Raw genomic sequence first — 13,577 nt, 5'->3', positions numbered from 1 at the left:
GCGATGCGCATTGCCGTCACCGGCAAACAGGGCCAGGTCGTTCAGTCGCTGCTCAGACGTGGCGCCGAAACGGGCGTCGAGATCAGCGCGGTCGGGCGCCCGGAAATGGACCTCGCGGATCCTGCAAGCATCGCAGCCGCCTTCTCGGCTCTGCGCCCGGATGTGATCGTCTCGGCGGCCGCCTATACGGCGGTCGACAAGGCCGAGAGCGAACCCGAGCTTGCTTTTTCCGTCAACGCGGCAGGCGCCGGGGTGGTTGCCCAGGCTGCTGCGCGGATCGGGGCCCCGGTCATCCACATTTCGACCGACTACGTCTTCAGCGGCGACAAGGTCTCCGCCTATTCCGAAGAGGATGCGACGGCGCCGATCTCCGTCTATGGACGTTCGAAGCTCGCGGGCGAGAAGGCCGTCGCGGCGGCGAACCCGAACCATGTCATCTTACGCACCGCCTGGGTTTATTCGCCCTTTGGCAACAATTTCCTGAAAACGATGCTGCGGCTTTCCGAGACGCGCGATCATCTTCGCGTTGTCGCCGATCAAACGGGATGTCCGACCTCGGCACTCGACATCGCCGACGCGATTCTTGCGATCGCATCCCGTATCGTAGCGGACCCTGAGCCATCGCTCCGCGGCATCTTTCACCTGACCGGCAGCGGCGAAGCAAGCTGGGCGGACTTCGCCGAAGAGATATTCACGGAGCTTTCTAAATCCGGCGGCAGAACCGTCGGCGTCGAGCGCATCCCGACGGCAGACTATCCGACACCGGCGAAGCGTCCCGCCAATTCACGTCTCAACGGTGACAAGCTCGCCAGAACATATGGAATCCGGCTCCCGGAGTGGAAGCAGTCCATGACGATTGTCATGCAAGACCTATTGAATAAGGGTCTTTAAGGAGATGGGCATGAAGGGAATTATTCTCGCCGGCGGCACAGGCACGCGTCTGCATCCGATCACGCAGGCCATCTCGAAACAGTTGATGCCGGTCTACGACAAGCCGATGATCTACTATCCGCTGACGACGCTCATGCTCGCAGGCATCAGGGATTTGCTGATCATCACCACGCCTCACGACGTCGAAGCCTTCAAGCGCCTTCTCGGTGACGGCTCGCAATGGGGAATTTCGCTGACCTATGCCGTACAGCCGAGCCCGGACGGCCTCGCCCAGGCCTTCATCATCGGCGCCGACTTCGTGCACGGCGACAGCTCGGCACTCGTTCTCGGCGACAACATCTTCTACGGGCACGGACTGCCGGAAATCATGAAATCCGGCACGAGTCGGCGGGAAGGCGCCACGGTGTTCGCCTATCACGTTACCGATCCGGAACGCTATGGCGTTGTCGGCTTTGACAAAAAGATGAATGCGCTGTCGATCGAGGAGAAACCGAAGAAACCAAAATCGAACTGGGCGGTGACCGGCCTCTATTTCTACGACCAGCAGGTGGTCGATATCGCCGCCAACCTGAAGCCGTCGCCGCGTGGTGAATTGGAAATCACCGATGTCAACCGCACCTATCTTGAGCGCGGCCAGCTTTTCGTGGAGCTGATGGGCCGGGGCTATGCATGGCTCGACACCGGCACGCCGGACAGCCTGCACGATGCCGCAGGTTTTGTCAGCACGCTGGAGAAACGTCAGGGCTTCAAGATCGCCTGCCCCGAAGAAGTCGCCTGGCGCATGGGTTACATCTCGCAGAACGACCTCGCCAAGCTCGCGGAGAAGCTCGGCAAGAGCGCCTACGGCCAGTATCTGACAAAGCTGTCCCCGGATTGGTGAGCTATCGGGCCGGCGCCGCTTCGCAGACGTGCAGTTGGATGCGCCGACGAGCGCCTGATGTTGTTCCGCGCCCAGCATGCCAGTCGTGGTGTGACCCTGGAAACCGTTACAGGTTTTTGATTCAGGTGCTCGGGAATTCCGCCAGCCGGGCGGCGTAACGCGCCATGGTGTCGACTTCGAAATTGACGAAATCGCCGGCCTTGCGATCGCCCCAGGTGGTAACCTCGAGCGTGTGGCGGATGAGCAGCACGTCGAAATCCGTGCCGTCAACCGCATTGACCGTCAGCGAGGTGCCGTCGAGTGCGATCGAACCCTTGGGGGCGACGAATTTCGCCAGATGTTCGGGCGCGCGCAGGCGGTAGCGCGTGGCGTCGCCCTCTGCTGTCACCGAGAGGATTTCCGCCTTGCCGTCGACATGGCCGGAAACGATGTGGCCGCCGAGTTCATCACCGATCTTCAGCGACCGTTCGAGATTGATGCGGCTGCCTTCCTGCCACGCGCCGATCGTCGTCAGCCGCAACGCCTCTTCCCAGGCCTCGACCTCGAACCAGCGACCATTGCTGCCTTCCTGCGGCAGGCCGGTGACGGTGAGGCAGATGCCGGAGTGAGAGATGGATGCGCCCATATCGATGGTCGCCGGGTCGTAACTCGTCGCAACGCGGAGCTTGATGCCCTCCTTCAGCGGCGAAACGGATTCGATCGTACCGATATCGGTGACTATTCCGGTGAACATCAAAGCCCTCTTTCGTATTCGTCCAGGCGATCTTCGCCGAACAGCAGCGTGCCCGTATGGGCAAAACCCGACGGTATGTCGGTTGCATCAAGCGGGGATTCAATACCGCGCTCGCCGATGACAGCAGGCGCTTGGTAAAGCTGGACGCGGTCGACGAGGCCAGCCTTGAGAAAAAGCCGAGCCGTCTTTGCGCCACCCTCGACCAGGAGCGAGGAAATACCGCGCGTCGCGAGTGCCGGCAACAGGACTTCCGGATGATAGGGATTGCAATGGACGACCTCGACGCCTGCGGCTTCGAGGGCTGCGCGGCGGGAGTCCATGTCGGTGGGATCTGTGGGTGGGATGCCCCCCTCTGCCCTGCCGGGCATCTCCCCCACAGGTGGGGAGATTGGCTGGGAGCTTGCTCCCCGTCCTGAATCTGCCGTCGCTGGTAATGAGGAGTCATCTAGGGAATTCGGGTCACGCTCCTTGCCGATCTCCCCCCTTGTGGGGGGTCCGAAGGACGGGTCGAGACCCGTGGCTCCACCCCGGTAGCCCGGCAGGGCAGAGGGGGGTAACCCCTCCGCATCCGCCGACAACGGCCACACTTCCTCACTCGCCACCACGATGACCGGCACTTGCCGCGCCGTCTCGACGAGCTTGCTGGTCAGCGGCAATGCCAGAAAGGGATCGAGCACGATGCGGATCGGCGATTGCGATTCAAGACCTGGCGAACGCACCGTCAGCAGGGGATCATCCGCAATCGCGGTACCGATGCCGACCAGGATCGCATCGGTTTCGGCGCGCAGCGCCTGCGCCTGGGCGCGGGCGAGCGGGCCTGTTATCGCTACCTGCCCCTCCCCTTCGCGGCCGATCATGCCGTCGGCGGAAACAGCAAGCTTGAGAGTCACATAGGGCCGGTTCTTCGTCTGGCGGGTGAGATAGGCGGCAAGCGAGTGCCGACCCTCCGCCTCCAGCACGCCGGCATCCACCTCTATGCCGGCTTCGCGCAGCATGGCGATTCCGCGGCCGGAAACACGCGGATCGGGATCGGTGACGCTGATCACGACGCGGGCAACGCCATAAGCGATCAGCGCCTCAGAACAGGGCGGAGTCTTGCCGTGATGCGAGCAGGGTTCGAGCGTCACATAAGCGGTGGCGCCGCGGGCGAGCGCGCTGGCCTCAGCGAGCGCTTGCGTCTCGGCATGCGGGCGGCCACTGAGCGCCGTCACCGCACGGCCGACGATGACGCCATCCTTGACGATCAGGCAGCCGACGGAGGGGTTGGTGGCGGTGCGGCCGAGATGCCAGCGCGACAGGCGGATCGCCGCCGCCATGAAACGTTCGTCATGCGGCGTGATGCTCATGGCTCACCTGTCCAGCGGGTCGCGGGCGATCTTGGCGTTGATTTCGGAAATGACCTTTTCGAAATCCTCGGCAAGCGAGAAATCCCGATAGACCGAGGCGTAGCGCACGAAGCCGACATCATCGAGGCTCTTCATGGCTTCCAGCACCTGCAGGCCGATCTGTTCGGAGGAGATCTCGGTCTCGCCGGAGCTTTCAAGCCGCCGGACGATGCCGGAGACGGCGCGCTCGATGCGGTCCCGCTCGACCGGGCGTTTGCGCAGCGCCACCTCGAAGGAGCGCACCAGCTTGTCGCGGTCGAAGGGCACCTTGCGGCCGGTCTTCTTGATGACCATCAGCTCGCGCAGTTGCACGCGCTCGAACGTGGTGAAGCGGCCACCGCAATCCGGGCAGATGCGCCGCCGGCGGATGGACGTGTTGTCCTCCGCCGGGCGCGAATCCTTGACCTGGGTATCTTCCGAACCGCAATAGGGGCAGCGCATCCCTACTCCTTATCCCATGTAGCCGTACATGGGGAAGCGGTCGGTGAGGCTGACCACCTTGCCGCGCACGGCGGCTTCGACCGCGGCGTTGCCTTCATCGGAATTGGCGACCTTCAGACCGTCGAGGACCTCGACGATCAGATTGCCGATCTCGCGGAATTCCGCTTCCTTGAAGCCGCGGGTCGTGCCGGCCGGTGCGCCGAGGCGCACACCCGAGGTGACGAAGGGCTTTTCCGGATCGAAGGGAATGCCGTTCTTGTTGCAGGTGACGTAAGCGCGGCCGAGGGCTGCCTCGGCGCGCTTGCCGGTGGCATTCTTCTTGCGCAGGTCGACCAGCATCAGGTGGTTGTCGGTGCCGCCGGAGACGACGTCGAGGCCGCCCGATATCAGCGTTTCGGCAAGCGCCTTGGCGTTCTTGACCACCTGGGCGGCATAATCCTTGAACTCAGGCTGCAGCGCCTCGCCGAAGGCCACAGCCTTGGCGGCGATAATGTGCATCAGCGGGCCGCCCTGCAGACCGGGGAAGACCGCCGAATTGAACTTCTTCGCCAGATCCTCGTCATTGGTGAGGATGACGCCGCCGCGCGGGCCGCGCAGCGACTTGTGGGTCGTCGTCGTCGCGACATGGCAATGCGGGAATGGCGACGGATGAACACCACCGGCAACGAGGCCGGCGATGTGGGCCATGTCGACCATCAGATAAGCGCCGACGCTGTCGGCGATCTCGCGGAAGCGCTTCCAGTCCCAGATGCGGGAATAGGCAGTGCCGCCGGCGATGATGAGCTTCGGCTTGGTTTCCTCGGCCTTGCGGGCGACTTCATCCATGTCGAGCAGGTTGTCGCCTTCGCGCACGCCGTAGGAGACGACGTTGAACCACTTGCCGGACATGTTGACCGGCGAACCATGCGTGAGGTGGCCGCCTGAATTCAGGTCGAGCCCCATGAAGGTATCGCCGGGCTGCAGCAGCGCCAGGAACACGGCCTGGTTCATCTGCGAACCGGAATTCGGCTGGACGTTGGCGAAATTGACGCCGAACAGCTTCTTGGCGCGCTCGATCGCCAGTTCCTCGGCGATATCGACGAACTGGCAGCCGCCGTAATAACGCTTGCCGGGATAACCCTCGGCATATTTGTTGGTCATGATGGAGCCCTGGGCTTCCAGCACGGCGCGGGAGACGATGTTCTCAGAAGCGATCAGTTCGATCTCGTGCCGTTGGCGACCGAGTTCCTTTCCGATCGCGCCGAAAATATCCGGATCGACGTCCGCAAGCGAGCGATTGAAGAAGGATTCGGTGGAAGCATTGGTCATGGGCGGGCTCCTCAACTGGAATGCGCTGAGGTATTAGCCTTCCGCTGTGGCTAGGGCAATACGAAGAACGACATTTGCTGAGCAAAGCGCGCGCTCACGCTCTTTTGCGGTCGCGCCGCGCCGCATCTCCGACATAAAAAACCGCGCCGGAAAAAGCGCGGTTTTCAAATTGCGATGCAGAGGTCGCCGCTTACTGGACCGGCTGTTCCATTCCCGCCGTGGTGTCGAGCGCCAGCTCGGCATTGCCGTCCATCTGATAGATGTCGTCACGGAACTGGACGATGCCGTCGGGCATGCCCCAGGCAGAGATATAGACGAAATAAACCGGAACTTCCGCGGCAAGTTTGATCGGCGTGTTGACGCCGGTTGCGATCACCTGCTCCATCTGCTGGCGGCTCCAGCCGGGAGTCTCGCGCAGCAGCCAGTTCGTCAGGTCGCGTACGTTCTGGACGCGGACGCAGCCCGACGATTCGAAGCGCATCAGCTTGTTGAACAGACCCTGCTGCGGCGTGTCGTGCATATACTCGCCGTTCTTGTTGTAGAAGTTGATCTTCGTCGACGCCATGGCGTTGATCTTGCCGGGGTCCTGACGGAACATCAGGTTCGGCGCCTCGCCGTTCCAGTCGACGGTCTCGGGGGCGACTTCATTGCCCTTGCCGTCGAGCAGACGAATGGCATTCTTTTCGAGATAGGTCGGATCCTTGCGCATCAGCGGCATGATGTCTTTCTCGACGATCGAGCGCGGCGCAGTCCAATAAGGATTGAGGATGACCTCGTAAATCTTCGAATTGACGAGATGCGTCGGGCGGCTGAGACGGCCGACAACCGCTGTGTGGCGCGTCGCGACGCTGCCGTCTTCAACAGCCTCCACATAGGCGGCCGGGATGTTGACCATCAGGTGACGGCGGCCCAAGTCTTCAGGGAAGGTCTGCAGACGGACGACATTGGTGTTCAGCTGCTGCAGGCGGACATCGGCGGGGATATTCATCGCCTTCAGCGTGAATTCGCCGAGAACGCCATCGGCCGGCAGGCCATGACGCGCCTGGAAACGCTTGACGGCGCCATCGACATAAGAATCGAAGGCGTTGGACAGGCCGGCTTCGCGCGGCAGATCGCCGGTGATCGCAAGGCGCTGGCGCAGCGCCTGGACGGAAGGAGAGCTGACGCCGAGCTGCAGGCGCTGGTCACCGGGGTTGACCTCAGGCCAGCCGCCGGCTGCGGCGATCTGCTGATACTGCATGATTGCCTGCTGGGCGCTCGCAACCGATTGAGGCCCGAGGATCGGCGTGTTGGAAACCATGGCGGTCGCCGTGCGCGACGCCGCCTTGGCGTCGAACTGGTCGTCCCAGTTGCCGCGGCGCGGCGCATTGATCAGCGTATCGAGCGCCGATTGCGCGAATGCCGGCGCGGCAAGCGCGCTGGCGCCAACCGTTGCCGCGGACGCAAGGAAGGCGCGGCGCGAGAGAGCTTCAATTCCGTTTTTCTTCGACATAGTCCCAACCACTGAATGCCGCCATAAGGAGAATCTGCGGCCTTTTGCGATATCACTGCGCTTTAACGCAGATCCCAGTCCATTCGTTGTCCCGGCGCACCGAAAAATTCCGCTTGCCCCATCACAAGATTGCGATGCGGCAGCCTGAACATTCCTGATCGGTCTATTGAAAGCGCCGGTTGTTAAGCCTTCCGCTGCCACACCAATATGGCCAATTCGTGTTGCCGGGCCGGAAGACGGACTTGCCGAATGCCGGAAACAGGACGCAACGAACCATATGACAGGGTAAAGCGTGCCGGTTAATAACGGCTAAAAAACGGCTTGAATACAAGCGAGAACGCTTGACCTGCCCTGCGTTGCAAAGATGCCACGCGGATGCAAACGGCAAATCGAACGTGCAGGGAACACGTCCGATTTTCTGCAACCCTGAAGGAGGTCAGAGGGTCTTAGAGACGATACAGGATCTGGTCGTTCCAGAAACGGTCCAGACGCTGGAGCAGTTTGTTCATCTGCGTGAACTCGTCGGTGCCGATGCCGCCGACCTTGTCGATCGAGGCGATGTGGCGTTCGTAGAGCTTGGCCACCGTTTCGGCGATGTCCTGGCCGGTTTCGGTCAGGCTGATGCGGACCGAGCGGCGGTCGATGCGTGAGCGCTGGTGGTTGATGAAACCGAGATCGACCAGCTTCTTGACGTTGTAGGAGACGTTGGAGCCGAGATAGTAGCCACGCGAGCGCAGCTCGCCGGCGGTCAGCTCGGAATTGCCGATGTTGAAAAGGAGCAGCGCCTGGATGGCGTTGACGTCGCTGCGACCCTGGCGGTCGAATTCGTCCTTGATGACGTCGAGAAGACGACGGTGCAGACGTTCAACGAGATGAAGGGATTCCATGTAAAGATCACGGATGTCGTGGTCCTGCTGGTCACGGAAGGTCGATACCGCCTGCGGCTTGATTTTCGTGTTCATATTGACTGCCTCACTGTTTGGTTGGCGGTGTGTTTTCTTCCCGCCTTGAGTGAGACCCTATCGAATACATATAAAATTCGACTTAAACCGCAGGCTTAACGGAGCCTTACCGGTAACTCCACGTTGTCTCAGGGTAAATCAACACTTACCTGGCGGCGGTGCCGGCGCTTTTCCAGCCACAGCAGCAGGCGGAAAATCAAGTAGACGGCGGCGACCATGACATGCAGCAGGATGATCATCTGGTTGGGGCCGAAAATATCCGGCAGCAGGCCATACATGAGGACTTGTCCACCAGCGGCCAGCACCCAGATGACCGGTCCCCAGGAGACGGTGAGCCACAGGCCGAGGGAGGCGACGGGGAAGAGCACGGCGAGGCTGGTGCTCGCCACCTTCCACGGCAGGCTCAAAAGATCGAAGCGGCCGGCGCCGACCAGCGAATAGCCGACGAGCATTGCCCAATATTGCAGGCCGAACCAGAAGCAGGATATGGCAACCAGTCTCAGGAAGAGAATGAAGAGGATATCCGCCAGTGTGCGTTTCGGTATCGTCGGGGAATCGGTTTCCATAGCGCAGACATCGGTTTGGGGTTGCATCTTCATAAAGAACGCCGCGTGTCTGACAAGACGCGCTGGAGAACGCTTTATCACTTTGAGTTTGCGCGTACCCCCGAAAAATCGATTCCGATTATCGGCATCATGCGCCAGAGGTTCTTCCGCCGCGGCCAATCGTCCGGTTTGGATTTTCCAGGCGCCATGATAATGAGCGCTCCGATAAATGGAATGGGCCAGGGATAGATATCATGCAGGACAGGACGCATCTCGTCGACGACATCACCGGCCATCGCCGCATGCGGCGCAACCGCAAGGCGGATTGGACGCGCCGGCTGGTGCAGGAAAACCGGCTGACGGTCGATGACCTGATCTGGCCGATCTTCATCGTGCCGGGTTCCGGCATCGTCGATCCGATCCCGGCCATGCCCGGCGTCAACCGCATGAGCATCGACAAGGCCGTGGAAGCCGCGCGCGAAGCCGCCGGCCTCGGCATTCCGGCGCTTGCCACCTTTCCGAATATCGAGATGGAGCTGCGCGACGAGACCGGCTCTAACAGCCTCGAAGCCAACAACCTGATCAATCAGGCGACGGCGGCGATCAAGAAGGCGGTGCCTGATATCGGCATCATTACCGATGTCGCGCTCGATCCCTTCACCAGCCACGGCCATGACGGCATTCTCAGAGGCAGCGAGATCGTCAATGACGAGACGGTCGACCAGGTGGCGCGCGCCGCCGTGATGCAGGCGGATGCGGGCGCCGACATCATCGCGCCGTCGGAGATGATGGACGGACGCATCGGCGCGATCCGCATGGCGCTCGATGCGGCCGGCCACCAGAGCGTCGGCATCATGAGCTATGCGACGAAATTCGCCTCCGCCTTCTACGGTCCCTATCGCGAGGCGATCTCGACGGGCGGGCTGCTGAAAGGCGACAAGAAGACCTATTATATCGACCCCGCCAATGGCACCGAGGCGATCCGCGACGCTGCCCTCGACGTCGAGGAAGGCGCCGACATGCTGATGGTCAAGCCCGGCCTGCCCTATCTCGATATCTGCTGGCGGATGAAGGAGGCCTTTGGCCTGCCGACCTTCGCCTACCAGGTTTCCGGCGAATACACGCAAATCAAGGCAGCGGCGATGAATGGCTGGATCGACGGCGAGCGAGCGATGCTCGAAACGCTACTGTCGTTCAAGCGGGCGGGATGCGACGGTGTCCTCACCTATTTCGCGATCGAAGTGGCGAAAATTCTCGCAAAGCGGTGATTGGGCCAAACCGGCCGAAAATCATCCGAATCTAGAGCAAATATTGCATTTTGCCCTGCCGATACCATATCAGCGGCATCGTTTTTCCGCAGGAGATTGAGATGAGCTACAACCCCAATCCGCTTTATGCCGCACCGGAGGACTGGCGCGCCTATAGCGGCGTGTTGAGCCGCCGGGTCTTCGCCTTCATCCTCGACTACGTCATCGTGGCGCTGCTCTGCATTCCCGCGGCGATCGTGCTGTTCTTCCTGTCGATCGTCACGCTGGGGCTCGGCTTCTTTCTCTACCCTGCCCTCTTCGTCATCGTTGCCGGCATTTACTTCGGCCTGACGGTGGGTGGACCGAGCCAGGCCTCGCTCGGCATGCGCGCGATGGGGATCGCAATCGTGCGCGTCGACGGACGGCCGATGGATTTCATGACAGCGATCGTGCATCTGGCATTGTTCTGGATCCTCAACTCGGTGCTGACGCCGCTCATCCTGCTTGCCGGCCTGTTCATCGAACGCAGCCGTCTCATCCACGACCTGCTGGTCGGCACCGTGACGGTGCGTACAGCCTGAGACTTTAGCTGAGAGGCCTAAACTGACGTGGCGGAGACCAAATAAAGTCTCCGCCTTCCCTTTGCCGGTGGGCGCCGGTGCTCCATATCTAAACTTAAAGACTGATATGAAGGGCGAAAAGCGCCCCGCTGTTGACGTTTTTTATTCTTAGGTCATGCTGTCAGGAAACGGCACGGTCTCGACAGGGAAATTTCCGCGACAAATGAATACGCAGACGACGCCATCCCCGCAGTTTTATCTGACGGCCCCGGCTGCGTGTCCTTACCTGCCGCATGAGATGGAGCGCAAGGTGTTCACCCATCTGGTCGGCCCGCGCGCCGCCGAGATGAACGACATCCTCACGCAGGGCGGTTTCCGCCGCTCGCAGAACATCGCTTATCGCCCGGCCTGCGAATCCTGTCGCGCCTGCGTTTCCGTCAGAATTCTCGCCCAGGAATTCGAGCCGACGAAATCGATGAAGCGGGTGCTTGCTGCCAATTCCGACGTCATCGCCACCGAATTCGCAGCCCAGCCTTCCAGCGAACAATATTCGCTCTTCCGACGCTATCTCGATTTTCGCCACCAGCAGGGTGGCATGTCCGACATGACCGTGCTCGACTATGCCATCATGGTGGAAGACACGCATGTGAATACGAGAATCATCGAATACCGCCGGCGTGAGGAAGGTTCAGGACTGGAGCAGCGTCCGAAGGGCGAGCTGCTTGCCGCCGCCCTCACCGATACGATGAGCGACGGGCTGTCGATGGTCTATTCCTATTTCAATCCGGCACTCGAGCAGCGTTCGCTCGGCACCTTCATGATTCTCGATCATGTCAGGCGCACGAAAGCGCTGGGACTGCCGCATGTCTACCTCGGCTACTGGGTGCAAGGGTCGCGGAAAATGGACTACAAGACGCGCTTCCAGCCGCAGGAGCATCTGACCCCGCGCGGCTGGGAACGTTTCGATCCCTCATCCATGCCCGAGAGCACCCACGACTGAATGTTCCCCACCGCTCTTTCCGACCATCGGAAGGGCCTGCTGCTGACGGCGATCGGCGGGTTGGCGCTTTCCGTGGATATCCCGCTGATGCGGCTCGCCGACGGCGAGCTGTGGTCGATCCTGGCCGCGAGAAGCATCGCGACCCTTGGCGTGACGCTGCTGGTGGCAACGGCGCTCAGGATCGCCAAGGGGCGATGGCCAGTGCTGGTGCCGGGCTGGCCGGGCCTCGTCACCGGTCTGCTCTACGGGCTGACGACGGTGGTCTTCCTTCTCGCCGTTTTCAACACGTCGACGGCCAATGTCGTTTTTATCGTCGCCTTCAATCCGATGTTCGCCGCCCTGCTTTCCTGGATTTTTCTCAAGGAGCGGCCAGCGCCGGCAACGCTGATCGCCATGGCGGCGATGATCTTCGGCGTCGGCCTGATCGTGCGGGACGGGCTTTCGGGCGGCCATCTCTTCGGCGACACCATGGCCCTTCTCACCGCCTTCATCATTGCCGCCGCCATCACCATCAGTCGCGCATCCCGCCGGGAGATGGGCTTCGTCTCGCTGCTTTCGACGGTGCTACCGGCGGCGATCGGCCTGATCTCGGTCATGCCGGCAGGCGGTTTTTCGATCGAGCATCCCGCCTGGATTCTCTTCAACGGCGCGGTCATGATGCCGCTCGCCTTCTGGTGTCTGGCGACCGGGCCGCGTTACCTCTCCGCGCCGGAGGTCGGCATGTTCTACCTGCTCGAAACCGTGCTCGCGCCGATCTGGGTCTGGCTGATCTTTGCGGAAACGCCGGCGCCGATGACGCTGGTCGGCGGCGGCATCCTGGTGGCGGCGATCGCAGCCCATTCCGTCTGGATCGTGCGGAGGAAAAGCATCGCTCAAATGGCAGGCTAGGACGTTGTCGCTTGCTCGACCTCGTGTTATAACTCCGTTACCACAGAGGACAAAACGATGAACGTCACGATCCGCAAGATCGGAAATTCCGAGGGTATTATCATCCCTAAGGAAACCCTCGACCGACTTGGATTGAAGACCGGCGATTCACTGGAATTGCAGATGGAAAACGGCGGCATCACTTTGAAGCCGGCCGATGAGGATTTGTCTCGTCAGCTCGAGGCAGCTCGATATTTCATGGACAAGTATAAGGTCGCCTTGAAAAAGCTGGCCGAATAATGGCCTTCAAATTCCTGACGAGACCATTGGTGGAGAGCCTGCAGAAAATGCAGATCGAGCGCTTCGGTGGTCTCGCAGGACTGCGTGACGAAGGCGCGCTGGAATCTGCTCTCGGCCGGCCTGTACACAAGGCAAATTACGGCTGCGACGGCGTCATCGAATTCGCCGCCGCCTATCTTTTTGGCCTTGCCCGCAACCGTGCATTCGTCGACGGCAACAAGCGGATCGCGATCGTAAGCGCCGCTGTGTTCCTTCTCGAAAATGGCTACGAGATCGAAACGACCGATGCCAATCTCTACGCTTTCGTTCTTGCGGTAGCCGCCGGCGAGATCGACGAAGAAGGTGCGACCCGCTTCCTTCGAGATTTCAGCATACCGCTCAACCCGTCGCCTTGAACTGCTGCTGCTCCAGTTCCCTGCCAAGCCCCTCGACCACATGCGCCCAGCCTCGCCGGGTCTTTTCCTCGTGCTCGGCCCATTCGGCGCACATTTCGTGGGTCAGCGTCAAACGGCTGCCGCCGCCAAGAGGCTCGATGTTGATTTCGACACGGTCGCAATTGTGGTCATGCTCCTCGACGGAAAAACTGAAGACCATGCGTTGCGGGCGCTTCAACTCCAGGAAAACGCCCTGATGAAAGGCGTCGCCGGTCGGGCGGCGGTCGACGACGAAGAAACGGCCGCCGACACGCGGATCGATATCGGCGCGGATGACGTGACCGTCATCGGTCGCAAACAGGAAGCGGCGGGCGATTTCGGGATTGAGCCAGGCGTCGTAGACGACGGCGGGCGGCACCCTATAGGTGTGGCTGACATGCAGTTTGATGGTGCTGGCGGGCATCGATTTTCCTCCGGTAACGGCGCGCACACTCCTCCCGTGCGCGGCCTGCGGCCATTCCGTCCGCCTCCGGAGCCGGCCTGCTCATATTTTTGCTAACAGGATTGAAATAGAGGAATTGTCGCGCCCGCC

At 61.2% G+C, this 13,577-nt stretch carries 16 protein-coding genes; 8 read left to right on the top strand and 8 right to left on the bottom strand.

The window, feature by feature from the left end:
• Window positions 1-3 precede the first annotated feature (3 nt).
• On the top strand, window positions 4-891 hold the full coding sequence (gene rfbD, locus RL_RS08420) for a dTDP-4-dehydrorhamnose reductase (RefSeq protein ID WP_011651303.1): 888 nt from the start codon (window positions 4-6) through the stop codon (window positions 889-891).
• Window positions 892-901: 10 nt separating this feature from the next.
• Window positions 902-1,771, top strand: a complete 870-nt coding sequence (gene rfbA, locus RL_RS08415) for a glucose-1-phosphate thymidylyltransferase RfbA (RefSeq protein WP_028741432.1) — start codon at window positions 902-904, stop codon at window positions 1,769-1,771.
• 121 nt (window positions 1,772-1,892) lie between these two features.
• Here rfbA and RL_RS08410 read toward each other — a convergent pair whose 3' ends face one another.
• From RL_RS08410 to RL_RS08380, 7 genes are all read right to left on the bottom strand, one after another.
• A complete protein-coding gene (locus RL_RS08410; protein WP_026158618.1) occupies window positions 1,893-2,504 on the bottom strand; it encodes a riboflavin synthase in 612 nt (203 codons plus the stop codon).
• A complete protein-coding gene (gene ribD / locus RL_RS08405; protein ID WP_011651300.1) occupies window positions 2,504-3,850 on the bottom strand; it encodes a bifunctional diaminohydroxyphosphoribosylaminopyrimidine deaminase/5-amino-6-(5-phosphoribosylamino)uracil reductase RibD in 1,347 nt (448 codons plus the stop codon). The genes RL_RS08410 and ribD overlap by 1 nt, the downstream gene beginning before the upstream one ends.
• 3 nt (window positions 3,851-3,853) lie before the next feature.
• Window positions 3,854-4,330: a transcriptional regulator NrdR gene (gene nrdR, locus RL_RS08400; RefSeq protein ID WP_003547190.1), complete on the bottom strand. Its 477-nt coding sequence runs from the start codon at window positions 4,328-4,330 to the stop codon at window positions 3,854-3,856.
• Between the two features lie 9 nt (window positions 4,331-4,339).
• The gene (glyA, locus tag RL_RS08395) at window positions 4,340-5,638 is read right to left on the bottom strand and encodes a serine hydroxymethyltransferase (RefSeq protein WP_011651299.1); all 1,299 of its coding nucleotides are present in this window, start codon (window positions 5,636-5,638) and stop codon (window positions 4,340-4,342) included.
• Between the two features lie 190 nt (window positions 5,639-5,828).
• Window positions 5,829-7,130: a L,D-transpeptidase family protein gene (locus tag RL_RS08390; protein ID WP_011651298.1), complete on the bottom strand. Its 1,302-nt coding sequence runs from the start codon at window positions 7,128-7,130 to the stop codon at window positions 5,829-5,831.
• A gap of 446 nt (window positions 7,131-7,576) precedes the next feature.
• On the bottom strand, window positions 7,577-8,092 hold the full coding sequence (locus tag RL_RS08385; protein WP_003547156.1) for a transcriptional regulator LdtR: 516 nt from the start codon (window positions 8,090-8,092) through the stop codon (window positions 7,577-7,579).
• Between the two features lie 128 nt (window positions 8,093-8,220).
• A complete protein-coding gene (locus RL_RS08380; RefSeq protein WP_028741434.1) occupies window positions 8,221-8,658 on the bottom strand; it encodes a DUF6163 family protein in 438 nt (145 codons plus the stop codon).
• A 233-nt stretch (window positions 8,659-8,891) separates the two neighbouring features.
• Here RL_RS08380 and hemB point away from each other — a divergent pair, with 233 nt between their 5' ends.
• From hemB to RL_RS08345, 6 genes are all read left to right on the top strand, one after another.
• Entirely contained in the window at window positions 8,892-9,905 is a 1,014-nt protein-coding gene (gene hemB / locus RL_RS08370) for a porphobilinogen synthase (RefSeq protein WP_011651296.1), read from the top strand.
• Window positions 9,906-10,006: 101 nt separating this feature from the next.
• Window positions 10,007-10,465: an RDD family protein gene (locus tag RL_RS08365; RefSeq protein WP_011651295.1), complete on the top strand. Its 459-nt coding sequence runs from the start codon at window positions 10,007-10,009 to the stop codon at window positions 10,463-10,465.
• A gap of 202 nt (window positions 10,466-10,667) precedes the next feature.
• Complete coding sequence (locus RL_RS08360; RefSeq protein ID WP_003547148.1) at window positions 10,668-11,444, top strand: arginyltransferase; 777 nt, start codon at window positions 10,668-10,670, stop codon at window positions 11,442-11,444.
• Window positions 11,445-12,332 carry a DMT family transporter gene (locus RL_RS08355; RefSeq protein WP_011651294.1) on the top strand — a complete coding sequence of 296 codons (888 nt, stop codon included), beginning with the start codon at window positions 11,445-11,447 and terminating at the stop codon, window positions 12,330-12,332.
• Window positions 12,333-12,389: 57 nt separating this feature from the next.
• Window positions 12,390-12,611, top strand: a complete 222-nt coding sequence (locus RL_RS08350; RefSeq protein ID WP_003547144.1) for an AbrB/MazE/SpoVT family DNA-binding domain-containing protein — start codon at window positions 12,390-12,392, stop codon at window positions 12,609-12,611.
• Window positions 12,611-13,006 carry a type II toxin-antitoxin system death-on-curing family toxin gene (locus tag RL_RS08345; RefSeq protein WP_011651293.1) on the top strand — a complete coding sequence of 132 codons (396 nt, stop codon included), beginning with the start codon at window positions 12,611-12,613 and terminating at the stop codon, window positions 13,004-13,006. The genes RL_RS08350 and RL_RS08345 overlap by 1 nt, the downstream gene beginning before the upstream one ends.
• On the opposite strand, the gene RL_RS08340 is transcribed toward RL_RS08345, so the two are convergent.
• A complete protein-coding gene (locus RL_RS08340; protein WP_011651292.1) occupies window positions 12,990-13,448 on the bottom strand; it encodes an SRPBCC family protein in 459 nt (152 codons plus the stop codon). The two genes, RL_RS08345 and RL_RS08340, sit on opposite strands and share 17 nt — an antisense overlap.
• Between the last annotated feature and the right edge of the window lie 129 nt (window positions 13,449-13,577).

The sequence above is a fragment of the Rhizobium johnstonii 3841 genome, from assembly GCF_000009265.1.
In the GTDB taxonomy this organism is placed as follows: domain Bacteria; phylum Pseudomonadota; class Alphaproteobacteria; order Rhizobiales; family Rhizobiaceae; genus Rhizobium; species Rhizobium acaciae.
Note: the sequence above shows the minus strand (reverse complement) of the source record. Positions and strands in the feature narration are given on the sequence as shown.

Coding starts and splice junctions, on each gene's coding strand:
- RL_RS08380 (WP_028741434.1), bottom strand. CDS start 8,658: ATGGAAACCGATTCCCCGACGATACCGAAACGCACACTGGCGGATATC.
- RL_RS08410 (WP_026158618.1), bottom strand. CDS start 2,504: ATGTTCACCGGAATAGTCACCGATATCGGTACGATCGAATCCGTTTCG.
- RL_RS08350 (WP_003547144.1), top strand. CDS start 12,390: ATGAACGTCACGATCCGCAAGATCGGAAATTCCGAGGGTATTATCATC.
- RL_RS08385 (WP_003547156.1), bottom strand. CDS start 8,092: ATGAACACGAAAATCAAGCCGCAGGCGGTATCGACCTTCCGTGACCAG.
- RL_RS08345 (WP_011651293.1), top strand. CDS start 12,611: ATGGCCTTCAAATTCCTGACGAGACCATTGGTGGAGAGCCTGCAGAAA.
- RL_RS08355 (WP_011651294.1), top strand. CDS start 11,445: ATGTTCCCCACCGCTCTTTCCGACCATCGGAAGGGCCTGCTGCTGACG.
- hemB (WP_011651296.1), top strand. CDS start 8,892: ATGCAGGACAGGACGCATCTCGTCGACGACATCACCGGCCATCGCCGC.
- nrdR (WP_003547190.1), bottom strand. CDS start 4,330: ATGCGCTGCCCCTATTGCGGTTCGGAAGATACCCAGGTCAAGGATTCG.
- RL_RS08340 (WP_011651292.1), bottom strand. CDS start 13,448: ATGCCCGCCAGCACCATCAAACTGCATGTCAGCCACACCTATAGGGTG.
- glyA (WP_011651299.1), bottom strand. CDS start 5,638: ATGACCAATGCTTCCACCGAATCCTTCTTCAATCGCTCGCTTGCGGAC.
- ribD (WP_011651300.1), bottom strand. CDS start 3,850: ATGAGCATCACGCCGCATGACGAACGTTTCATGGCGGCGGCGATCCGC.
- RL_RS08360 (WP_003547148.1), top strand. CDS start 10,668: ATGAATACGCAGACGACGCCATCCCCGCAGTTTTATCTGACGGCCCCG.
- RL_RS08365 (WP_011651295.1), top strand. CDS start 10,007: ATGAGCTACAACCCCAATCCGCTTTATGCCGCACCGGAGGACTGGCGC.
- RL_RS08390 (WP_011651298.1), bottom strand. CDS start 7,130: ATGTCGAAGAAAAACGGAATTGAAGCTCTCTCGCGCCGCGCCTTCCTT.
- rfbD (WP_011651303.1), top strand. CDS start 4: ATGCGCATTGCCGTCACCGGCAAACAGGGCCAGGTCGTTCAGTCGCTG.
- rfbA (WP_028741432.1), top strand. CDS start 902: ATGAAGGGAATTATTCTCGCCGGCGGCACAGGCACGCGTCTGCATCCG.